This window comes from Confluentibacter sediminis (assembly GCF_003258355.1).
In the GTDB taxonomy this organism is placed as follows: domain Bacteria; phylum Bacteroidota; class Bacteroidia; order Flavobacteriales; family Flavobacteriaceae; genus Confluentibacter; species Confluentibacter sediminis.
In genome coordinates this window covers 13256-36512 of sequence record NZ_QKPO01000020.1, presented here as the reverse complement: position 1 = coordinate 36512, position 23257 = coordinate 13256, and the positions used below count along the sequence as shown (strand labels likewise).

General features: G+C 31.7%; 23 protein-coding genes and 1 pseudogene. 4 read left to right on the top strand and 20 right to left on the bottom strand.

All coding sequences use genetic code 11. The annotated features are described in order from the left end of the window. Nucleotides 1–89: 89 nt before the first annotated feature. The 7 genes from DKT72_RS16050 to DKT72_RS16020 all read right to left on the bottom strand — a co-directional run bounded on the left by DKT72_RS16050 (nucleotide 90) and on the right by DKT72_RS16020 (nucleotide 5803). Nucleotides 90–833: a hypothetical protein gene (locus DKT72_RS16050; protein ID WP_111309762.1), complete on the bottom strand. Its 744-nt coding sequence runs from the start codon at nucleotides 831–833 to the stop codon at nucleotides 90–92. A 156-nt stretch (nucleotides 834–989) separates the two neighbouring features. Further along, the gene (locus tag DKT72_RS16045) at nucleotides 990–1991 is read right to left on the bottom strand and encodes a hypothetical protein (RefSeq protein WP_111309761.1); all 1002 of its coding nucleotides are present in this window, start codon (nucleotides 1989–1991) and stop codon (nucleotides 990–992) included. Nucleotides 1992–2146: 155 nt separating this feature from the next. Continuing rightward, nucleotides 2147–2431, bottom strand: a complete 285-nt coding sequence (locus tag DKT72_RS16040) for a hypothetical protein (protein WP_111309760.1) — start codon at nucleotides 2429–2431, stop codon at nucleotides 2147–2149. Nucleotides 2432–2525: 94 nt separating this feature from the next. Next, complete coding sequence (locus tag DKT72_RS16035) at nucleotides 2526–2981, bottom strand: WapI family immunity protein (protein WP_111309759.1); 456 nt, start codon at nucleotides 2979–2981, stop codon at nucleotides 2526–2528. A 150-nt stretch (nucleotides 2982–3131) separates the two neighbouring features. Continuing rightward, nucleotides 3132–3491, bottom strand: coding sequence for a hypothetical protein (locus DKT72_RS18305; protein ID WP_162623343.1), 360 nt, complete (start codon nucleotides 3489–3491; stop codon nucleotides 3132–3134). A 1050-nt stretch (nucleotides 3492–4541) separates the two neighbouring features. Continuing rightward, nucleotides 4542–4913: a hypothetical protein gene (locus DKT72_RS16025; RefSeq protein ID WP_111309757.1), complete on the bottom strand. Its 372-nt coding sequence runs from the start codon at nucleotides 4911–4913 to the stop codon at nucleotides 4542–4544. Nucleotides 4914–4933: 20 nt separating this feature from the next. Further along, complete coding sequence (locus DKT72_RS16020; RefSeq protein WP_162623342.1) at nucleotides 4934–5803, bottom strand: hypothetical protein; 870 nt, start codon at nucleotides 5801–5803, stop codon at nucleotides 4934–4936. Between the two features lie 128 nt (nucleotides 5804–5931). Here DKT72_RS16020 and DKT72_RS16015 point away from each other — a divergent pair, with 128 nt between their 5' ends. Continuing rightward, a complete protein-coding gene (locus DKT72_RS16015) occupies nucleotides 5932–6336 on the top strand; it encodes a helix-turn-helix domain-containing protein (protein WP_111309755.1) in 405 nt (134 codons plus the stop codon). Between the two features lie 166 nt (nucleotides 6337–6502). Here the strand turns inward: DKT72_RS16015 and DKT72_RS16010 are convergent, their stop codons facing one another. From DKT72_RS16010 to DKT72_RS15965, 10 genes and pseudogenes are all read right to left on the bottom strand, one after another. Then, nucleotides 6503–7702, bottom strand: coding sequence for a site-specific integrase (locus DKT72_RS16010; RefSeq protein WP_111309754.1), 1200 nt, complete (start codon nucleotides 7700–7702; stop codon nucleotides 6503–6505). 257 nt (nucleotides 7703–7959) lie between these two features. Then, on the bottom strand, nucleotides 7960–9162 hold the full coding sequence (locus DKT72_RS16005; RefSeq protein ID WP_111309753.1) for a site-specific integrase: 1203 nt from the start codon (nucleotides 9160–9162) through the stop codon (nucleotides 7960–7962). Nucleotides 9163–9654: 492 nt separating this feature from the next. Then, complete coding sequence (locus DKT72_RS16000) at nucleotides 9655–10380, bottom strand: DUF6088 family protein (protein ID WP_111309752.1); 726 nt, start codon at nucleotides 10378–10380, stop codon at nucleotides 9655–9657. Between the two features lie 151 nt (nucleotides 10381–10531). Then, nucleotides 10532–10618, bottom strand: a pseudogene (locus DKT72_RS18570) (invertase); the annotation flags it as partial. A gap of 413 nt (nucleotides 10619–11031) precedes the next feature. Beyond that, nucleotides 11032–11883 (bottom strand): hypothetical protein, encoded by an 852-nt coding sequence (locus DKT72_RS15995; RefSeq protein WP_111309751.1) that lies wholly within the window; start codon nucleotides 11881–11883, stop codon nucleotides 11032–11034. Continuing rightward, the gene (locus DKT72_RS15990) at nucleotides 11868–12599 is read right to left on the bottom strand and encodes a ParB/RepB/Spo0J family partition protein (protein WP_162623341.1); all 732 of its coding nucleotides are present in this window, start codon (nucleotides 12597–12599) and stop codon (nucleotides 11868–11870) included. The genes DKT72_RS15995 and DKT72_RS15990 overlap by 16 nt, the downstream gene beginning before the upstream one ends. A 1021-nt stretch (nucleotides 12600–13620) precedes the next feature. Further along, nucleotides 13621–14082: a hemerythrin domain-containing protein gene (locus DKT72_RS15980; protein WP_111309749.1), complete on the bottom strand. Its 462-nt coding sequence runs from the start codon at nucleotides 14080–14082 to the stop codon at nucleotides 13621–13623. After that, complete coding sequence (locus DKT72_RS15975) at nucleotides 14054–15265, bottom strand: hypothetical protein (RefSeq protein ID WP_111309748.1); 1212 nt, start codon at nucleotides 15263–15265, stop codon at nucleotides 14054–14056. The genes DKT72_RS15980 and DKT72_RS15975 overlap by 29 nt, the downstream gene beginning before the upstream one ends. A 103-nt stretch (nucleotides 15266–15368) precedes the next feature. Then, nucleotides 15369–16100, bottom strand: coding sequence for an iron-sulfur cluster repair di-iron protein (gene ric / locus DKT72_RS15970; protein WP_111309747.1), 732 nt, complete (start codon nucleotides 16098–16100; stop codon nucleotides 15369–15371). Nucleotides 16101–16149: 49 nt separating this feature from the next. Next, nucleotides 16150–16584 (bottom strand): RrF2 family transcriptional regulator, encoded by a 435-nt coding sequence (locus tag DKT72_RS15965; protein WP_111309746.1) that lies wholly within the window; start codon nucleotides 16582–16584, stop codon nucleotides 16150–16152. 400 nt (nucleotides 16585–16984) lie between these two features. On the opposite strand from DKT72_RS15965, the gene DKT72_RS15960 reads away from it, so the two are divergent. The 3 genes from DKT72_RS15960 to DKT72_RS15950 are packed head-to-tail and all read left to right on the top strand — an operon-like array spanning nucleotide 16985 to nucleotide 19824. After that, on the top strand, nucleotides 16985–17224 hold the full coding sequence (locus tag DKT72_RS15960; protein ID WP_111309745.1) for a 2Fe-2S iron-sulfur cluster-binding protein: 240 nt from the start codon (nucleotides 16985–16987) through the stop codon (nucleotides 17222–17224). A gap of 12 nt (nucleotides 17225–17236) precedes the next feature. Then, on the top strand, nucleotides 17237–17572 hold the full coding sequence (locus tag DKT72_RS15955; RefSeq protein ID WP_111309744.1) for a cupin domain-containing protein: 336 nt from the start codon (nucleotides 17237–17239) through the stop codon (nucleotides 17570–17572). Between the two features lie 26 nt (nucleotides 17573–17598). Then, nucleotides 17599–19824, top strand: a complete 2226-nt coding sequence (locus tag DKT72_RS15950; RefSeq protein ID WP_111309743.1) for a nitric-oxide reductase large subunit — start codon at nucleotides 17599–17601, stop codon at nucleotides 19822–19824. Between the two features lie 648 nt (nucleotides 19825–20472). Here the strand turns inward: DKT72_RS15950 and DKT72_RS15945 are convergent. The 3 genes from DKT72_RS15945 to DKT72_RS15935 are packed head-to-tail and all read right to left on the bottom strand — an operon-like array spanning nucleotide 20473 to nucleotide 23246. Further along, nucleotides 20473–21729, bottom strand: a complete 1257-nt coding sequence (locus tag DKT72_RS15945) for an alginate export family protein (RefSeq protein WP_111309742.1) — start codon at nucleotides 21727–21729, stop codon at nucleotides 20473–20475. A gap of 25 nt (nucleotides 21730–21754) precedes the next feature. Further along, a complete protein-coding gene (locus DKT72_RS15940) occupies nucleotides 21755–22468 on the bottom strand; it encodes an SCO family protein (protein ID WP_111309791.1) in 714 nt (237 codons plus the stop codon). Further along, nucleotides 22455–23246, bottom strand: coding sequence for a formylglycine-generating enzyme family protein (locus DKT72_RS15935; RefSeq protein ID WP_111309741.1), 792 nt, complete (start codon nucleotides 23244–23246; stop codon nucleotides 22455–22457). The genes DKT72_RS15940 and DKT72_RS15935 overlap by 14 nt, the downstream gene beginning before the upstream one ends. Nucleotides 23247–23257: the final 11 nt, after the last annotated feature.

Sequence of the window (23257 nt, the reverse complement as noted above, 5' to 3'; positions counted from 1 at the left end):
GGAAAATCAATAAGCAAGCAAAACGCACTAACCTTTAATTAAGCACTAAACTAAGCATTATTTTTATATGGCTTTGTTAGCAACTGGCTTTATTTCCACCAGTCGTCAATTTCCATTGGTTTGTAATCAGACCAACCTTTGTCGAAATACTTTTCGCTCGGTGAAAATTCACCTGCTCCAATGTCAAAATCTCGATTCGTATTAGGAATTCTATAATCAGCCCAATTGCAAATTTTTTCTTTGTCGGTTGTGTAGCTTTTCCAGATTCCAACAAACGCATTGTTTGTATATCCATCTGAAATGAATTCAATATTGTCGTATTCGATTTGATTTTTGGAATTCAAATACCATTTTGAATAGAGTCTGCCTTTAAAAATTCCGCTATGTTTCTGTTCCGAGTTTTCTTTGAATTCGTAATCAGCAATTAAAATTCCTTGTGATTTAATTCCTTTGTCTGCATATTCATCGTCAACTCCGAAGTGTAATTCTTTTACTTCTTTTATTTCTGTCAGAATTATTTTTCCATTAAAATCACAGATTGTGCCTTTAACACATGACTTTCCAAATACAAGATATTCATTTGGATTTTTTTGGTCTTTTTTAATTGAAATCAGTTTGATTTTTAATCTTTGATGTTCTTTTCCTATAATTCCGAGAACATTATTGTTTTCTGTTAATTCCCAAATTTTTGAAAAGTCAAATTGACTGTAATTGTCCAAAACATTTTCAGACTTCAGCTCACTTTCAAGTAAAAAGTCGGTAAGGAATTTTTCGTTTGATTGAGCAATCAAAATGTTTGTAAAAAGTAATAATGTCCAAATTAATAACTTCATTTTCTTGATTTGTTCAGCTTGTTGCTAACGGTGAGTATAAAAATAGTAGCCGATTGCGTGGCGCTTTCCTGTCAAGTTACAAGAAAGTTGAAGCGGGCTACAAACCTTGAATTTACTACTATTTCGGCTATTATTTTTATACATTGTTACCAGCCGTTATTTCTTTATTTCTATCGTTTTATTTATAATCATGCTCTCATGCTCAATTATTGGTTTGTAGAATCTAGACAAGTCTGCTTGCCTACCAGAAAGAAATAAAAGACATGAATTATCTATCGTTGTTATTTGAACAATATAATCTGATAAGTTTTGACCTCTAACATTTAAAGTATTCAAGTATGAAACTACATCAAAACTATCTGTCAATATACTAATCTCAATCATTAATTTTATATGGTCTCGGTCGAATGATTTTGTACCTATATGATATTTAGGAGTCCTGTTAATGTCAGGATATTTCTTCAAAATCTCTTTATTTACTAATCCTGCAAATTCAGATAATTTATTTAAAGCATTAACTAAGTAGTCATGTTCAATTTTGATTTGCTCTTCTATTTTATAACCTAAATGTGGAAATTTACTAACGTATTCCATATCGGTTATACCATTTCTATGAACAAATAAATGTCTTCTAATATGTATTTCTTCAATTTCTTGAAAATTGATACCAAGGTTTTTAATATCAATTTCAAACATTTTTTTGTAGTATTTGTCAATTTCTTTAAGTCCACCACTCGTTAAGTTTCTGAAATCCTTTGTAATAATATCATTTTGAATTTTAGCAATATTAGCAACACTTAATAAATAATTTTTTTGAAATGTTACAGGTTCGTTTACTTTAAATGGAGTAATGTCCCGTTTAAATATTTCCAAAATGACATCAGTAAAATATACTTCAAGTGCAGTTATACTTGAAATTAAAATAAGTTGTCTAAGTTTATAAGGATATAAATTTTGTAATCTTCGATAAAGGGCAGTGGGGCTATGTTCAACTGAACCAATTGACGTTTTTAAAGTTGGGTTTACTTCATTTCCACTTTTTAATTCAGTATCAAGTCGAATTGTTTCAGTTTGATACAAATGATAAGTGATATCATATAACTGTCTTGAGTCTTTTAAGTCAGTCTTGAATTTATTATATGCTTCAAATCCTCTCATCTGTTTTTTTTAATGGCTGGTAACGTGTTTGTGTATGGTTAGTTGCGTGGTTAAGCAACTAATTTAGCAAAAAGGAAACGAACCAGAGGAAATTCCGCAGGAATTTCCAAGTAGGCTATAACCTAGCAATTAATTATACACGTTAGCACCTGTACTTATGCTATATTCCATTTTTCATCGTACGCTAATTTGTAAATTTCCCGAGTAACAAAAACCTGAATTTTAGATAGTAATTCGGTATTGTCTTTATTCAGATTGTCTATGAATTCGTTTTCATATTCATTTTGATAATTCGCAAAACTCTCTTGAATGAACTGGTTTCTAATAGAAGTCAATTCTTCAAATCCGATTGTGTCTGTTTCTTTTACTTTATTCAAGTAATTTTCCTTTATAGAATATTGTATTCTATTCAGAACCTTTATTAATTTTTCTTTACTCATTTTAAATATGTTTTAGAACTGCAAAATTAGACTAAACATATATCACCTGAAAAAGTATTAATTTTTTTGCCAGTTAGACTGAATTTAAAGGGTTTCAAGAGGTTTTTAATTCTCCAGTTGTTGGATATTCAGACGTTATATTTTCGAGTTGGTCAATCAATTTTGGAAGTTGGGTTTGGTCAAAATCAAATTCACATTTTAATTCATTTCCAGTTCCTGCATAATCCATAAGCCAGCATTTTGCATTTAAGTGTCCAATTCCGTCGCCTTTTATATGAATCGTAACTTGACTTTCAATTCCTTCAAATGTTGCGCCTCTATTCAATTCCGAATAAACTATTTTAAGTTCTCGTTTAAATATTTCAAAATCGGAAGTCATTAAGTCAGCTTTGAACTTTCCAGAAAAAGCACCGACTTTTACAGAAATCATTGAATTCAATGAGTTTTTATCCCAATCTAATTCAGCATCTGGGAAATTCAGTCCAATGATGTCGATTCGGATGAAATTCACATTGTCATTAATTTCAAAATATGAATTGGTGTTCGTCATTTCAGTATTGGTGCTAACGTGTTTGTATATGGAAAGTTGCGTGTTTGTGTGCGAGGATTTTCCGAAGGAAAATCGGATGCAAGCAAACGAGCAACTAACATTGGTTTAGGTAAAACTAGCAATTTTTTATATACGGTGTTAGCAGTAGCCTTATTTTTCCCATTCATCAATTTTAGCACTCTCGGCAATTCCTTTTTCATTAAATTTTATTTCAAGATGCTTAGTATGAACTGGGTCAATGTCATAACCAAAATCGATGAAAATAATGTAATATATTGTATTGTCTACAACTTCAGTCTCGCCAAGCAAATCAAACACTTGCTTTTTAGATAATCCTTTTATAGTGTAATTTTCTAAAAGATCGTCAACCATTCTATCTCGATATGGATATTCTTTAAGGTCACCAGTATCTGGACCCGAATAATTCCAGCCAGCTTTATCAAATTTATTTTTACATGAGATTAAGGTTATGACAAAAAACAAGTAAAGTAAAATTTTGAATTTCTTCATGATCAAATATTCTATCTTGATTTTTTAAAGGTTACTGCTAACAATTGTATAACTACAATAAATACCAATCCAATTGTAGTTATATTGTTTATGTATGCAATATATTACTTTTTGATAACGTATTCAATGGACTTATAATAGTCTTATTGTTAGAATGACTAAATTTTAATTATTAGAAAAGAAACTTAAGGTTATCAATTTTACCTATTATCCAGTAAAGGTTTTTAGTATCTATTAAACTTGTGGTTATAAATGTGTGTTAAAGATAATTCCTATTAGATAGTTACTGACAATCATTGCTTTTTACTATCTAGGATTAGCAATTAGAACGCTTTTCATTTAAAAAAAGCAACTGATTTTTTAATCATGTTGTCTATGAAATTTGATAGGCTCTGCCTATCGAGTTTTGGTAGAGCAAGAGGGTAACACGCAGAGCGATGTTACTAGTTCATATCACCTTAAAAAACAAGTGTTTACCAATTATAGATAATCGAATTTATCTTAAATTTGCTGCAAAACCTCTTAAAACCCAATTAAAATGACATTTATTTGCTGCAAACCCCTAACTTTTATTATGATTTAGGAAATATTGAACAGTTTTAATCTTTGTCAAATACCTCTTGTCCCCTTTTTACAGTAAAAAGTCTCGTAAGCCTTATAAACAGGCTTTTTTTTACAGTAAAAATTATTTGACTAATTTGTATTGATTGGTATTGTAGTCTATTGGTACTTAATAAGTTTTAAAGGGGTATCTGTGTACTGCTTTTTAGTGAAAAAGCTTCGTAGCTAAATGAAATAAAGGAATTTTTTAGTAAAAAAGTAAAAACCAACCTTTCAATTTCCCAAAAACATTGCATAGTATTAGCTCGATAGATGTTGGGGCTTTTAAAACTCAACTAATATAAGGAATTCTCAAAATCGATTATTCTTTCGCCCATAAATACTCTTTTTATTTTGCGACCTTCGGGAGCAAACAAGAATGTGTCCACAGACACACATCTTGAATTCCAAACCAATGGACATTGACTCTTATATTTGAATTGGGTTTAACTATTGTTCTTTATTCTTTGTAAGCAGTAATTTTCGGGATTTGTCCAAAAATTCAAATTCTTCATGGGGGATTAAATTCTTGGTAAATTCCAATACATCTGCCAATTGGGTGTGAGCCTCCTTTATGTCCCTTCTCTGATTGTTCGGATCAAAACCGTCCATTGCCATGATACATACATTTAAAAGAGATTCCAATGTGTAACCCAGTTCTTCATAATTACGGATGTAGGCATATTTAAGGTAGTTTCCCTTTCTGTAAACATATTCAGGGGTTGGACTGAGCAACCTAAAGTGTTCTTTTGCCATTATATTGAGCTCTTGAAGTTTCTTAACGTGCTTCTTTTTGCGTTGTTTTTTGGGTTTGTTTTTCATTGCCTTATTATTATTGCTGATTAAATAGTTGGGTCACAATGTAGTTCCTTTAGATATTCCAGTTGTGCCTCTCCAAGTTTCTTAGCTTCATGATAAAACTGTTCACAGCGATTATGGGCTTTTTCTGTAACTCTATACGAAAACTCATTTTGTGCCTTGAAACGCATGATATGATGGACATTACATAATATATAGCGCATACGATGTAATCCATAGGTCTCTTTAGGGAAAATTGTGTCTGGCAATCTGCAAAAGTGGCTGCATAAATGTAACATATAGGACAGTGAATAATGTTGTGGCTCAAATTTCCAAAACAGATATAAAAGACCTAAACATATTTGTTCTAAGGCATGGTGCATTATGGACATCATAGAAGTAGTGTCTTTTTCTGGTTCAATATTGCCTATAATGGACAGGAGATATCCAGCACGATCCATACGGCTCTTCCAAGTTTCTTGGATGTGGTCATAAACATTTTGATGAAAAGGCATGGAGTACTTACTGAATTGAGACAAGCAGTCATTATTCCTATATATGCAAGGTGTATGAAAAATAGCCTTGTATAAAAAATCGTCGCCATAATTTAACCGTTTTTTTACGTTTGATAAAGCATACATGATGGGATAGATTTTACAACGCTGATGCATTTTATTATACACCTCGTCCATAAAATCCCCAAGCCTTTTAGAAATGGGTCTATAAGTGATAATAAGTAACGTATAAATGATGAACCTTTCTGAATTTTTACTTTGTGGTATCAGATGAACCTTATGGCTCTTCCTTTCTTTAATGGTACTGATAACATATACTGAATGTAATGCCAATAGCTTCTTTAAATGAGCTAAAAGTTCCTTTTGTAATTCGGTTTTTTTTGATGTTTTTGTTTCCATGATATTTTGCTTTACATAAATTAAGAGCATAAATCAAGTGTACCAAACCAAAGTAAGTTGTTTTATACTATCCTGAATTTGTTTTTTACTAGAGTGGTAATTTTTAGAAAAAATCTTATATTTGGATTATGGAAACAGCAACAAAACCAAACCACATCGGTAGAAAGATTAGCCGAATCAGAGAGCTTAGGGGGATGAAACAAGAAACCTTAGCAGAGGAACTGGGAATTAGCCAACAGGCAGTTTCTAAAATTGAGCAGTCTGAAACCATTGAAGATGACAAACTGGAACAGATTGCAAATGTTTTAGGCGTTACTAAAGAAGGTATTGAAAACTTTTCGGATGAAGCCGTTTTTAATATAATTAATAATACTTATAACAATAATAGTAGTGATAATTCTACTTTGATTTCAAGTTCCGTAAATTACCAGCCGACTTTTAATACTGTGGAGAAAATCGTTGAACTTTATGAACGTCTAGTTCAGGCAGAAAAAGACAAAATCGAGTATTTGGAGAAACTACTTAAAAAATAATACCAGAAGAATGTAATTGCCCATTTATTAAAATCTCAAAAAATTCCCTTTTAATACGTTTCTAGCTGCAATAGAAGCGCATTTAGAGGGAATTTTATTTTAAGATTTTTTAGTTATTCCTTTTATGATATCTAGTTAAATAAAAACTCAAACTTGTCTTTATATATCAAAAACGTTGCTCTAATCGTTCCATATCCTCACTTACCTTTCTTTCTATCACTTTTGCATAAATCTGGGTCGTTGTAATCTTTGAGTGTCCCAATAGCTTTGATACGGTTTCTATGGGTACACCATTGCTCAAGGTTATGGTCGTTGCAAAGGTATGTCGTGCTATGTGGAACGTCAGGTTCTTTTGAATTCTACATACATCGGCAATCTCCTTTAGATAAGAGTTAAGTTTTTGATTCGAAATTGTTGGGAACAGTGTCTGTTTGTGTATCGTATTTGGATGCCTTTCATATTTTTTAATAATATTCAACGCCTTTAGCAACAATGGAATTTTAACTGGAATACTTGTTTTCTCTCTTTGGGTATATATCCATTGTTTGCCATCTATTCCCTTACATAGGTTATCAATTGTTAAATTCATCACATCTCCATACGATAAACCAGTATAACAACTAAATATAAACAGATCCTTTATCAATTGCAGTCTTTGGATTGCAAACTCTTTATTCTCTATACGTTGCATCTCTTCCAAGGTCAAGAAACCCCGCTCCTTTCTTTCATATTTTGCTTCAAACTTCATAAAGGGGTCTTTTTCTATCCAATCCATTTTAAATGCCAAACTGACCATTTTTCGCAAACGTCCTATATGTTTCATTACTGTATTATTGCCCATACTGTCCTGACGCCTTAAAAAGCGTTCAAAATCTAGGATGAACTTATACCCCAGTTCTGATAGGTACATATCTGTTGTTTTATATTCTTGCTTTAGAAAAAGAAAAATATACTTATGTGTTGTATAATAGTTCTTTTGTGTTCCCCAACGCAAGCTATGTTTCATGTGTGTGTTATGATATGCTATAATATCTGTTAAGGCATGGTGGGATACTGTTTTTCCTAAGAAATTGGCTTTGATAATGTCAGAGGTCACTAGCTTGTTAGCGTTTTGCTGTTTTTGATAACATTCGAACAGTTTTACATGAACTTGCTCTAGATAGGCATTAACAGATCTGTTTGATTCGCTTGTGCCTTTTAACCTGTTCTTTGTAGTATCCCAATCTGAAATAAGGACTTTTCGTTTTAGGGACAGTTCTGAGCGTTTCCCATTTACCGTAATTCTGGCATAAAGGGGAGCTTTCCTGTTCTTGGTACTTGCCAGTTTTAACCAAAACAGGACACTAAAGGTGTTTGGATGTGTCATAATCTTTCATTTTTAAATTAAACATTAAAAACAAAAGTCAAATCAAGGTATTCGGTTACCTTTTATAGGGTCTCCAAAGGTGGTAACCGAATAGGTAACTTTTTTATTTAAAACAATTCATATTAAATAATTGCTTTAAAAATACAAAATACTGATAATCATATTATTAAAAATATTTTGTTTCTATTTGATATACTAAAAAGTCGGGATGACAGGATTTGAACCTAATTACACATAAAATAATGAATATAAAGAGCCTAAAAATTAATAACTTTATCCAATGCCTCATCAGTATCCTTTTGAACAAAGTTTGATTGATACATTATAGTGGTCGTTACTGAAGAATGTCTATACAGTTTTTGCAGCATTTGAATAGGAATTTTATCTCCAGAAATATTTCCGAAACTATGTCGTGCTATATGCATACTCATTTTCTTGTCTATTCCAGCTTTTTCTGCAACTAGCTCTAATCGTCTATTAAAATTCCTTGTGGCAGTTTTTATTCTAGTTCTTAATAATCTATTATCAGAAATATTCACCCCTTCCAACTCCCGAAATAAATACACTGAATCCTCTTCCCTTTCTAATTTATCTAAAATTTTTAAAACTTTATCTGGCACTTTTAATGATACCAATTTACTGTTTTTATCCATTCTATAATATAAACGGTCATCCATAAAATCTTTCCATTTTAATTGAAGCACATCACTTACTCGAATTCCTGCAAAATAAAAACTTAATAACCATGCAGACAATGCGTATTCTTGTGCTTTTGTTAGATCTTCAACATTTTCTAAAGCAGTTATTTCAGTCATGTTTAATCCAATCTTTTGGGTTTCAGGAAACTTTATCGGGTATTTACCTTTTCCAAAGGGATATAACTTTGCATCCGCTGAAGAATTGGTTATTGCCAAATTAAAAACAGTTCTAATGGTAATCATGTAATTTATAATTGTACGTCTAGAAAGATTACGCTTACTGAGCAAGAAGTTCTCAAATTCCATAAGCAATTCAATATTTATTTCAGTAAAAAGCAGTTTATCCTTTTTAAGAAATTCTTTAAAAACTTCTACTCGCCTAGTTTCAATATCCAATTGGTGAAATTTATTCCTGTTTTCAATATTTTTCAAATAAGCTTTCGCAACTTTAAAAAAATCACTTTCATTATTTGAAACCATTTGTTTCTTTATCTTTTTTGAAGATAGATATTCGTCTTTTATTTCAGCGTTTAACAAACTTTTATTCGCTTTGGATAATTTACTAATGATAAGTTGATTGATTTCTAAATAATCTGGATGGGAATTTTTTACACGACCATTTTTAGAATCCCATTGATTCAATTTAATTGCCTGCCCCAAATAAACATACGAAGGTTTTCTATCCTTAATGATCCTTATGGATATAGGATGCAGATTTTTTGAATTCGGTCTTTTGACCAAAAAAGGAGATACTGAAGACATAACTGGTCGATTTTAAATCAATGTACAATTCTTAAAATTAAAGCTCTGCTAAAACATAGCTAAAACATTCTATAATATCAAACGCCATCATTTAACATCATAGAATATTGAAAGCGCTTTAAATTATTGATTTTAAAGGTATTTGTATTAAAACGAGATACAACGCTCTCAATTCATAACCCGGAGGTCGGGGGATCGTGCCCCCCTCTCGCTACAGTGATAACAAGGGATACCCCAAGATTTTGCATCTTGGGGTTTTTCATTTGCTAAAACATTTTACGTTTTTTAAACTATTATACCAAATAGATACAAATCATATCAAATTCTATTAAAATCCTATTATTTTCTTACATTAAGTCTTTAGAATAATAAAAATTAGCTGGCAAACCTCCTGTGTGCCAAAAAAGAACATGAGAATTGTTTTTTAATGGTCAGATGCTGTTCGCTATTAATCATTCGGTTGTGTGCTAAAATTTTTAACTTGCTCGTTCATTAGGTAATGTTCCAGTTTGAGGCAGTAGGTAATGTTTTTTTAGATATCCCAAATTCGTAACTACTCAAAAAATTAATTGTTTCTTTAAGTGATTCGCTCAATTGGTCAAATGAAAGAACTTCAAGAATGGCGCCTAACAAAGCCCTAACCTTTGGTGGATAGGCTTTTGCAAAATTGGTCAACTTCTCTTTATCTTCATCCGAAAGGTTTTCTATCTTTTCCTTTAGGAAAGCAAAACCTATCTTTTTATCCATATCTGGAATGTTCTTAAAATCCTTTATGACATCCAATAGTTGCAATAATGGTACATTCTTTTTTGTAATTGTAACGTAACTCTTTGCAGGTTTTATAATAAGGTTTCCAATTTTGGTCTTTATCTCTTTATCCTTACTTGCCAATCTCACAACGTTAGGAACTTGAGTGGTCAACCCAAGTTGATTATATAATCTAACACCGGTTATATAAGCAATCTGTTTATCGTTTTCAAAGAGGTAATTTTTAAGCAATACATCTTCCCTTGGTTTTAGTTCTCCAAAAACAGTTTGCTTGGGTTTATAGTACATCCCTTTTTTATATCTCTTTATAACTCCTTTAGCAACCAATCGGCTTAAAGCTTTAGCTGCAGCAGAAAATTCACTTTGAGGAATAGACAAAGTATCGTATGTAAATACTTCTCCAGTATCTATACGAGTAACTTTAGTTTTTATGGATGTTGTTATATTCATAGTTCTAATAGTACAAAGATAATCATTTTAAATATTATTTGTCAAGTTTTTTCCACTATTTACTTGACTACCGTACACAATAACTGTTCCATTATTAGTTTTTATATGAGGTTCATATATTAGAAATTGGTTTAACTCAAACAATTCCAATTCAAGACACACTAATCTTATTTTTCACGAAACTACTGACCGTAAGACGATGCACTCCAAGTATTCTGTCTATGGCACTATATGAAACATTTTATCCAATAAAAAGAGCGAAGCATGAGCCTGGTTATGCTGTCGTTCAAGTCTAAATGTTGTTATTTTGCTGTCAAAAAAAGGTATAGCGGTGTTGGCTTGGGATATGGGGCTAAATTCTTTGTGAAATACAAAATCATAGAAAGTGGAACAAAATGCAAATACATTTTCCTATTAAGCGGACGCTATTTCAAAGTTTTATATTGAGAACGGAGCTTTCCTGCCTTCTTCGGCAGGAAAAAGAGAAGTGGAAATCTAAAACTTTGAGATTGTGTCCAAGACTTTTTTAAAGAAGCTCTTTTCCCGAAATGAAGTTTTTCACGGAATGCAGGGGAATGTGCTGAATGGCTTTAGAGATAATAATATAAAAAAACCACTAATCATCAAAGTGACAATTAGTGGTTTTTTGTTTTACTTGACCGACTTTTTTAGTTTGAAAACTCGTTCCTTCTGCCGGCTTATTCTTTTATCAGCAATCGCCTTTTGTTCTTTCTCAAAATCCTCTATTGGAATACTTCCGAAGCTTTCAGCTAGCCTTCTTAGTGCCATGGCCTCAATAAAAGTTGGCAAAGCTGATTTAAAGGCATCATAGCCAACATTATTGATGATGATTGCCATGTCATCTTTAGTCAATTCCATAAGACGTTTTAGGAATCCAACAGAACCCTCTTTTTGATATTTGTCAATATCCAAAAGCTTACCGTAGTGTTCTTTTTTTGGCCAACCTAAAGCATTCCATAATATCAATCTGCTAATTTTTTCTGTGGCATCACAATATTTATGTTTTCCAATCACAGTTAATTCTTCAGTTTCACACATGGTTTCAATGATGCGCTTATGTACTTTTTCATCATCCAGTTCCAACATTCGTTTTGCTCTTGTATTGATTTTTTCAACCTGAGCAATAACGCTTTCTTTACTTTTAGGATCCAATGATTTTTCTTCTTGTTTTTTGGTCATTCGAATAGAGACATATTTTCCATGATCGTAACCGTTAATCCAAAAGCCTCTAATTTTGTTTTTTCGCTCATCCTTTCCGTGGATGGTTTCAAAATCATCATAATTTACCAACACATTGATTCCTAGTTTTTTCAATTTCTGCGTTAGTTCATCATCTGTATCTTGATGTTTAGACCTTATTAAATAGACGTCCTCAGCATTATTGATAATATTGTCAATTTCGTTTTCGATATGCTTTTCCGTTTTATTATTGAAGCACACTTTATCGAAACATCGGTCTTCCTCCTTTACGTCTGGAAACAACGAGCAATTTGCTCCAGAGCGTTTCGGGCAACTGATGCATGCCCCCCTGCTTTCTTAACCAGTTTTTCATCTAACGGGTTAAAAATTGCCTTTGATATGAGTGTCGTTATGTTTGAGTCAATATAGCTTTGTAGCTGTTGGGCAGATTTTATACCGCCACTCCAATCGCTTGCATTTTGCGCTACCTCTTTTTGGTATTTCTTATCCAATCGCGCGATTATTAATGCCTTTGAAAGATTAATTTTATCCTTAAAAAACAGCTTTTTCCATTCGGAATTTAAGTTGTTGAGACTCAATCTTTGAAGAATAAACTTTTCAGATTTGGCAATTTTGGTGGCTATTTCTTCAATACCATAATCACCTTTGGCAATCATCAGTTTAAAAGTTTCAGCTTCACGCAATGGATGCACATCTTCCCTTTCTAAATTTTCAATGATTTGAGCTTCCAAGGTTTCTTGGTCGTTTAAGTCCTTAATTTGAACTGGTACAGATTTCAAATCAATCATCTTACAAGCTCTTAATCGTCTTTCTCCACAGACGAGTTCATAACCTTCATCTATTGGTCTGACGAGCAATGGTTGAAGCAATCCATTTTCCTTGATACTTTCTGCGAGTTCTTGAATAGATTGCTCATTGAAATCGCTTCTCGGATTGGTTTTACCGGTTATAATTTTAACTAATGCCACTTCTTTTAAATGTTCGGTAATAGTTTCCATAAATTTATAGTTTTTGATTAAACAATATGTATGCGGAACCCAAACGGAAGACAACATTTCTGCTCAAAAGGAAACGGAATAAATGAGTTGTGGACGAAGCGTTAGCTTTATGCCGTAGTCTTTTGATGAGAATATTTTGCGAGTTTAACTTTGTGCCAATATTGTTATAGATAACTCCTCCTTTATAGCGGACATTATTTCAAAGTTTTTAATTTCTGTCTTTTTTGGAAAGATAAAATTGAAGAAGGTAAAACTTAGAATTATGTTAAAATATTTTTATAAGAAAGCTCTTTTACAAAAATGTAGAGCAACAAAATGCAAGGCAATCGGTTGAAATATTTCGTAACTAAACACATCAATACCATTAAAATTGAAATTTGGTTCGTCATATTTGTCTTAAACAATGACACAATAAGTTTTATTAACATTTTAACCAAAGAGCGTCTATGTAATATTTAAACAAGTGTTTCATAACGAAACGAATTTTCAAAGCTATAACAATAAATATACATACTCTATTTTCATCTATTACTTCATCAAATCTTCTATCAAAATCTCTTATTTATGGTTTTATTTTTGGTTCATTCTTTTCTAAAATCTCATATTCAATTAATATAAATATATCAAGAATTAAATAGTCCATTAAGTAGAAGGAACAGAAAAAATGTAGAACTATCTTAATAAGATTTCACATTACAAGTTTTGTTGAGGAAATATCTGCTGAGATCGTCTTTCTTTTAGAAAGACAGATTCATATCAAAGGAACAACTATTAACGAGCTCAAATCCAAGACAGGACAATCAGATTTTGAACACGCAATTGCATCCACGTTAACAGATATCATTACTTAAAATTTTAAAATTATAGCTTTTACGATTTAACACAGAGTGGATGGATCTATTTGTATTTCACCTTCTTTTATTGCTTGAAATTATACCATTGTTTTTAAACAACGATCTATCAAATGCTGTTATTACTTTCATGAATGTCATCAATAAATAATTATTGAAGTTAATTACTATCATTTCCAAAATTCATCATCCAATTTGTCAACAAAACCATCTTGTTGATGTATTTCCTCAATTAAATTCAATTGTTTTTCAGAAGCCATTTTTTGAATTTCTGGAAACAAGACACGTTCTTCAAAACGAATATGCTGTTCTAATTCTTCTTCAATTTTACTCAATGTGTTTGCATCCTTTTCTGTTTCAGAGAATAATCGTTTTAAACGCCTGTGATCAGCTAATGCTTTTTTATTAAGGTCATTCTTGTCATCTAAAAGTGTAAAAATGTGTGTCTCTTCTATATTAAAATGCGGAATTAAATGCTTTTGAAAAAACCAATTGGCATACAGCCATATACGTTCTGAATCAATGTTTTTACTAAGGCCAGTTCTAATTTTCCAAGACAACAATAATCCATGATGGTGATCTCTACTTAATGGCTGTAATGCCTTATGTCGTTTTTGTGATTTGCGTTCCATGATTTTTGTGTGTGATAATGTTAAACAATAGCATGAAAATTCCCAAAGGCAAAAACACGCTAAATAAAAAAAGCAAAAGGTAATAGTTTGGAAGCATCCCTTGCTTTAAATAAAACATACATCCTTGAATGATTAATGTCAATTCTGTTAAAACAAATCCAAACAAAAATGTGCAAACAGCAATGTACAGCCATTTATTCATTCTTACCAAATTACTTTTTATAATAAAGGAAAATAAAAAACCTGTAACAACACCCAACATGGTTAAATGGATAAACCCAATGACGAAATTATGATACAGATAAATCACCTTCGAAATTTCTGGGATGAGCGACACTGATTGCAATACAATTTTCAATATAAAGCAAAAAACAGCAAAACTGTACAAATAAACAATGAGTTTTGATTGGTCTTTTAATACCATTACAAGTAAGGGCCTGATAAGTTTTAAGAACATGAATAATGCTGCCAATTGCAGTAAAACACCAAGTCCATTAATCCATAATAATATAACGTGAGGAGCAAACCAATACACAGGCAATGCAAAAGTAAGTACAGTAGCTGCAATTAAAAGTTTGAAAAATAGCCTAAACAGTGTAGAGTCCTGTAATTGCAATTGATGGAAAAACAAAGCTATAACTGCAATGATAAACCAACCATTAAACTGAAAATGCAAAAAGAATTGAATGGCAATCTGATAAAATGCAGAGGCTTGCCCAGCCATAGCTACCGCTGGTCCTAAACACCATACACCAATGGTTGATAACAACATAAATAAAAGAGAAGCTCTCAGTAAATAACGTGTTACTAATGAGTCTGTTTTATGATATTTCCAAATCAGATAAGCAAAGTAATAACTACATAAAATATGTAAGGTTGAAAATGTAATAGACACTGCGGCATACCCCTGAAAGGGAAAGCTTAGTATCATACCAAGAACAGCAATTTCAGTAAGCCAAAACAATTTATTGAAAACAGTTTTCTTAACTGGAATAAAATAATGGACTATTAGGGTATACAACATTAAATACACCCAACCTAACATGGCTATATGTGAATGCGTGTGAGTTAAAAAACGATAATTAATAGGAATCGGATCAATAAACGAATAGCGAAGGGCTAAACCTAATAAGGCAGCAATAAAAAAATTAAGCAAACATACAACTACAAGTTTTTTGGGCATTGTTATTTTTTTAATATAAAATGATTAACCCTAAAAATAAAAATTCCAAAATGTCTTTAGGGCTACATTCTGGAATTTTTTCATTTTAAAATAAATATTGTTATTACACAAGCCGTTTTTCTAATTTAATGGCCTCAGGGAATAAAATGTTATTTTCCAAATGAATGTGCAAGTGCAAATCTTTTTCAAACTCATCCAACATAGCAAAGGTTACTTGGTATGTATTACATCCATCCGCTGGTGGATTATAATTACTGGTAAGTTCAGCGATTTTTCTAAAACGCTCGCCTTCAGTGTCATGTTCTTGCATCATCATTGCAATAGGGCTTTCAACAGTTCCAAATTGTGGCGATTGAATGGCTTCATTATTTGATTTTGCTTTTACCATTCGTTTTACAAATGGAAACAATACAAGTTCTTCTTTCTTCATATGAGATGTTAATGCATTAGCGCAAGCGGTAAATTCTTCATTTATTTTAAATAATTCCGGATGTCTTTCTCCATGAACATTGCATAGTTTATTTAAAAACTGAAGCAATACCGGAATTTTTTCTTCTACATAACGGTGATGTTTTTTCTCAATATATTCTGCCAATAAATCCAATGGCCATGATTTATAATCAATGGATTCGTCCGTTTTTGAGTTTAAAACGGCATGAATTTCATCTAACAAAATGTTACTGTCTATGCCTTTTTTTTCACAGGCTTCATTAACAGTTCTGTTTCCATTGCAGCAAAAATCTATTTTATATTTTGAAAAAACGGCTGCTGTTCTAAAATCTTCTGCCACAAATTGTCCTATTTGTTTTTCTGAATCTTTATATAATACTTCCATAACTTTGTTTATTTCGGATAATTTTATCCTATTTATGATTAAAAATTTTTTACACTTTAAAAAATGAATTTCCAGTCTTTATGCTCAATGCTAATTCTTGAAGATTTGTGTGCTCCAGCATATATTTTAATTCGTCTCTAATGGTTTTAAATTTATCATGAACAGGACATGGATGATTTTCGTTACAAATTTCCATGCCTAAACCGCATCCATTAAAAATTTTATCACCATCAATAGCCTTGACTATTTGAGATAATTTAATACTATCAATCCTGGTTTTATCAATTTCAAAACCTCCATATGCTCCTTTTACTGAAGAAACTACTTTATGTCTAACTAATTCCTGCAGTATTTTAGCTGTAAATGCCTGTGGGGAATCAATCTCTTCAGCAATTTCTTTAGGGCTCACCCGCTTCCCTTCATAGGAATTGATTGCAATAAAAATTGCAGCTTTAATGCCATATTCACACGCTTTTGAAAACATATTGTGTTATAATTTAATACAAATATATAAAGTTTATTTAATTAGGACAAATATATCTTAATTAATAAAATATATTTCTATTTCCACTTGGTCTATTATTATGCAGCAAGTGTACTAATTGTCATTCTGAATTTAATGTATTTTACATCACATCACTTAGATTATTAAAAGACGACTAAATCACACCCCCCCTATTTTAAATAAAAACAAATTTTAATTAGGATATATTTGTCCTATTTAAAATTAAAACTTAAGTTTGTACTCCAATAATAATTGGAAACGAACAAAAAGCACATTAATAAATTTAAGAATAAACAAATTGCCATTTAAAGTACATATAATAACAAACAATAATAAATGCGTTGAAATTCCTTTCTCTCGCTTTGAATACCCAAATTTAATGGAGCTTATTGTAGATACTTATTATGAGGAAATTGGAGAATGTTTAGGGCGCGGACTATGCGGTACCTGCCATGTAAAACTTATTGAAGACTCATTAAATGACATGATAACTGCCACCGAAAAAGAAACTCTTAATCAAGTTAATTATTTTGATGAAACAAGTCGTTTGTCCTGTCAAATCATATTAGATGAAAAAATTAACAACCTCACTTTTAAAATAATTACAGACAACAAATAAAACTATAATATTATGAACACAGCATCATTACTAAATAATATTAACTACCAAGAAAACAAACCATCTGTCACGGTCTTGCTACAAACAAAAACTTCCAAAGAAGTTAGAATCGTTATGAGAAAAGGACAAGCTATGAAAGAACACAAAGCCCCTTTTCCAATCATAATAGAACTTTTTGATGGTACTTTAGATTTTGGTATTAACGGTAAGAGCCAGATCCTTAAAAAAGGTGATTTAATTGCTTTAGATGAAAACATACCACACGATTTAACTTGCATATCAGATTGTATCGTTCGATTATCGGTTTCAAAATATGACAGTATCGAACGTATTAACGCAACATTATAACACCAAAAATTTAAAAATTAATCACAATGAAAAAAATATGGATTATATTTAGTAGTGTAATTGTATTATCCTTCATCACACTAATTTGGATTGGAAGTGAGGTTTATCAAACACAACCTCCTATACCAGATACCGTTATTGTTAAAGAAACTCAAGAAGTTCTTTACACAAAAAAAGACATTCAAATAGGACAAAACGTTTGGGAATCTATTGGAGGTATGGAAGTAGGCTCTATTTGGGGACATGGCAGTTATGTGGCCCCTGATTGGACGGCCGATTGGATACATAAAGAAGCTGTATTTATGCTCAATGCATGGGCAAAAAAAGATTTTAATTCTAAATATGAAGATTTAGATGTTGAAAATAAAGCTGCTCTAAAAGCCCGTTTAATTAAAAATATTAAAACGAACACCTATAATAAAGCAGACAAATCGATAACCATATCGGAAAGTCAATTAGCTGCCATTAAAGATAACATTAAACATTACACAACTATTTTTTCTGAAGGAAAAGAAGTTTATGCTATTCCTAAAGGTGCTTTAACGGATGCTAAAAAATTAGAAGAACTCAATGCCTTTTTGTTCTGGACTTCTTGGGCTGCGAGTACCAACAGACCTGGTAAAGATTATACCTATACATCAAATTGGCCACACGAACCTTTAATAGACAATACTATTACCAAAGGTTCTTTGATATGGTCTGGTCTTTCTATTGTGTTACTTTTATTGTTTATCGGCATTCTTACGTATTACTATTTATTAAACCATGAAAAAGGTGATATGGTTACAAAACCAGAGGCTGATCCCCTTAAAAACATTAATTTATATCCCTCTCAAAAAGCCCTACTTAAATATTTTATAGTTATCTCATTACTTATTGCTTTACAGGTTGTTTTAGGAGTTATTACCGTACATTATACTGTTGAAGGTCAATCCTTTTTTGGTTTTAATTTATCGAGTATTCTCCCCTATTCTGTAACAAGAACATGGCATACACAACTTGCTATATTTTGGATTGCCACTATATGGCTAAGTACTGGTCTCTATTTAGCGCCTATGATCTCGGGTAAAGAAATGAAATACCAAGTTTTTGGTATCAATTTCTTATTTATTGCTTTAATAATTATAGTGTTTGGGTCCATGTTTGGCGAATGGTTGGGCATACACCAATTTTTAGAATTAACCACAAACTTCTTTTTTGGTCACCAAGGTTACGAATACATGGATTTAGGTCGATTCTGGCAAATATTTCTAGGAATAGGATTGGTACTTTGGGTTATTATGGTAAGTCGGCATCTTATTTATGGTATTCGTAAAAACGATGAATCTAAGCACTTACTTATTATATTATTAATATCGGTATTAGCCATTGGTATGTTCTTTTTCTCTGGACTTATGTATGGTGAAAATAGTAGCTTACCAGTTATTAATTACTGGAGATGGTGGCTAGTACACTTATGGGTGGAAGGTTTCTTTGAAGTATTTGCAACCGTAGTTATTGCTTTTATTTTTTCTAGAATGAAAATTATATCGGTTAAAACTGCTGGACGGGTATCTGTAGCCTCTGCTTCTATATTTTTAGCTGGTGGCATTATTGGTACGTTGCACCACTTATATTATTCAGGAACACCTGTTCAGGCTATCGCTTTAGGAGCCACTTTTAGTGCTTTAGAAGTTGTGCCACTTACGCTTATGGGTTTTGAAATTAGAGAAAACTGGAATCTTTTAAAAAGCAAACAATGGATGCAAAAATACAAATGGCCCATATTTTTCTTTATTGCTGTTGCTTTTTGGAATTTTATTGGAGCCGGTGTTTTTGGTTTCTTAATCAACCCACCCATTGCTTTATATTACATACAAGGCTTAAATACTACTGCGGTACATGCTCATGCGGCTTTATTTGGGGTTTACGGCATGTTAGGCATGGGGTTTGTTTTAATCTGTTTACGATTCTATTCTGACAGAATCTGGGTAGGCAAAAAACTAAAAAGAGCCTTTTGGCTACTTAATATTGGTTTAATAGTCATGATCGTTTTAAGCTTACTTCCCGTTGGTATTATTCAAGCTTATACATCTATAACTAAAGGATATTCTTTCGCTAGGGACTCCGAATTACTCTACTCTCCTACAGTACAAACACTTAAATGGTTACGTATGGTTGGCGATATTATATTCTCAGTTGGTATTTTTTACTTCTGTTGGTTTACTATTGATGAAACGTTATATAATCTCAAAAGGAAAGATAAGAAATAAAAACAATAACAAATCAAAGTGCACCTTGTGTAGTTGTTTAAGGGAATATGTAAAGCTTACAAACCCAAAAATAATAATCACATTAAAGTTTTCTCTGTTTTGATAGAATTAATTTAATATTAAAATTTCCTTTCAATACACTTCTGTTGTTTTATACAGGGTTTATTGAAAGGAAATTCTTTTTTAGGTTTTGTGGCATCTAAAATAACTTCTTCTCGTAAGTTTTTTAAATCATTTGAATTATGAATGTCAAAGATCATTCTTGTCCTAAATCTATAATTCTTCAAGAAGTATGTTTTAAGCTTAGGCTTGCACCAACTTAAAGGGATATTGAAGAACAGATTCATCAATAACTTAATAACTCTAAGATTCTAACCTTCTTCCAAAACCCTTGGTTTATTGAAAATCTGAACCTTTAAAATAATTATGTGAAATGACAGTAAAACATTGGATGAAATTAAACGGAACCAACCGAAACAAAAAAACCTCCAACTAAAAAAAAGTGAGATTTTACACGTAAAGCGACATAAAAACATCAAACCTTTTGATATTGAAAATAGAAAAAATTCATCAAGAAACTGACTTTTAAAATAAGCTTGATGATGAATTTTGAAAATAGTTTTCTAATTTTTAACCAAACTAGCAGACTTACTTTGTTAAACTAAATAGTTCTGGTTTTATAACCACCATTATCCAAGCCCAGTTTTGGGTTTTATCGACATTACCGCCTTTCAAAACTTCCATGGTATTACTAGCAAACAACTGCGAATATCCTGCATTTAAATTGATGTCCTTTTGAAGTTTATAATTAGCCACTAAATCTATTTCTGTACCCAGATAATCGGTCATTTTATTAGTGCCATCCAACAACACAGTTTCAGCAGCTGAAAATAGATGTGGGGTTATTGTTAAATTGAATTTTTTACGGGCAAATTTTAAATTAGCATATGCATCTAACAAACCAACTGAATTGATATGGTTTCCCACATAAAAATAATCCATGTAACCATTAAACTTATGGTTGGTTCCAAAAAGCGGGTTGAACGATTTATTTTTTCCTGAAGTATCATCCATTGCTGTTCCAGATAGATATTCTCCGCCTATACCTATTTGCCAGTCATCTGCAACATTATATTTTAAGAAACCTCCAGCATACCATGCAAAAATGTTATCATTAGCAAGTTCTCCTGTTTGACCGTAAATTGAAAATTCTCCAGACCACTTAAATTTATTAACTTTATAAAACACGCCAAATGTTTGCAAATATAGTGTTACTAAGTCTGAGTCGCTTTGTTCAAATTGAAAACCATTGTTTAAAAACAGAAAACTTAAATAGGACGCATCCAAATTATATTCATATCTTGAAAATTGCATATTCTTATAATTGTTCACATCATAATTGGTTTCTATAATGGTTTCTTTTTGTGAACTTACCGAAATGCCCACATCTAAATGATGTTTTTTATTTGGTGCAAAAGATATTAAAAAGGCATCATGGCTCCTTCCCTGTTGTGCCCAATCTACTTCTCCCATAATACGTTGGTCATCATAAGACAATACTTGACGACCTATTTTAAAACTCCATAAACTATTTAAATTATACTGTGCATACCCTTCAAAAATTGCAATACTATTTGAGCTATTACTCATGTTTGTGGCTACATCTCCCCAAACCCTAACATCCTGAACGCGAAGTATTAATTGTAATTTATCCTGTTCAAAACCAATATTTAAACGGCTGCGTTGCGACACAAAAGAAGCAGGTTCTTGACCATCATCAATTAAACTTTTATATCCATTTCTAAATTCATAACGTGGCCTAATTTCTGCAGATAATTCTAAATTCTGGGAAAAAATCACTTGGTTTAATACCATTAATAGTATTAAAAAACAAAATCGTTTCATTTTATTAGTTGTTTGATTTATTCTTTTAGGGCGTCACATCCAAAATTGATGCTACAGTTCCCGCATTATCAACACCAAGTCCTTCTTGTTGATATTTTAGTTCTCCTTGGGCGTTAAAAACCGAAATAATATTAGAATGTGAAAAGTCTATTGGTGAAATTTCTTTATACTTTACAGATAATACGTTTGCAAACTCCCTAACACCACTTTTAGTTCCTTGCAAAAAGGTCCATTGTTCTTCATCCATATAGTTTTCTTTTGCGAAAGCCTTCAACCGTTCTGACGTATCGGTTTCTGGGTCTATACTAACAAAAACAAATTGAATATTTTTTAGTTTTTCATCTGGAATTACAGCTTCAATATTGCGTATATCTGATACCAATCTAGGGCAAGCAGCTTTACATGAAGTATAAATCATTACCATTACTAAGGTTTTTCCTTTTAAGTCTTTAAGCTCGATAACATTACCTTCTTCCGTATGCCATTGTGATGTTAAATTAAAAATAGATTCTTCAGAAATATCATCACTCAAAACATTTTTTGAAATCTGTGTTAAAGGTTCTAAATCCATTTTACATATTGGACAACTACCTGGCTCCCTATACGTTTTTCCATTTTCGCATTGCATCGGGCATTGATAAGCCAAATCTATATTTTCATTAGTTTTTTTGTTGGAATTACAACTTTGCAACGCAAATATTGCAAATAGCATTAAAAATAAATACTTATAAGTTTTCATTGATTTTATCATTTATATCTTTTACACATCGAAATCCTAAGTTTTTCATAGAATATTTGGCTTTTAAACTGCCACGAATAGCATAACGCATAAAGGCGGCATAATTCATTAAATCGGTTGCATTAAGAGCTGCACTTCCACAGAATAAATTGCTGTCTTTATCCACGTCTTTTCTAGATTCTCCAGTTATTAACACTGAATTGAAATCTAAAGTCCATTCCCAAACCAAACCATGTAAATCATGTACTCCCCAAACATTTTTTTGATGTTGCCCAATCTTGTTTTCATTAGAACGGGGAGCTTCATACCAAGCTAAAATTTGTTGATTGTATGAAGCTTTATTTCGAGCATCTTTTGTGGTCTCATCAGACATGGCTACATACTCCCATTCATCAACAGTTGGTAAACGTTTGCCTTGGCATTCACAGTAATCTTTAGCTGCAAACCATGAAATGTAGGTTACGGGGCTATCTGGCTTTTCTGAATCCTTTAGTTCTAAATCGCTTTTCCAATTTGATAAATAACTAGCATCGGCAAATAATTTGATGACTTTAGATTTTTGCCATCTCGGATATTTTTTTACAAAATTGACATAATCAGCATTGGTAACCGGATAAATATCAATTTCAAAATTATTTACTTCAACAACGGTAGAATCTCTTCCGTACAGTGGAATATAACGACTTCCTTTAATTGAAACCATACCTTTAGACTGGGCAAAAAGTAATGGTTGAAACACTAATAAAGTGAATACCAGCATAAAGACCTGATTTTTCATAACTTTATTAA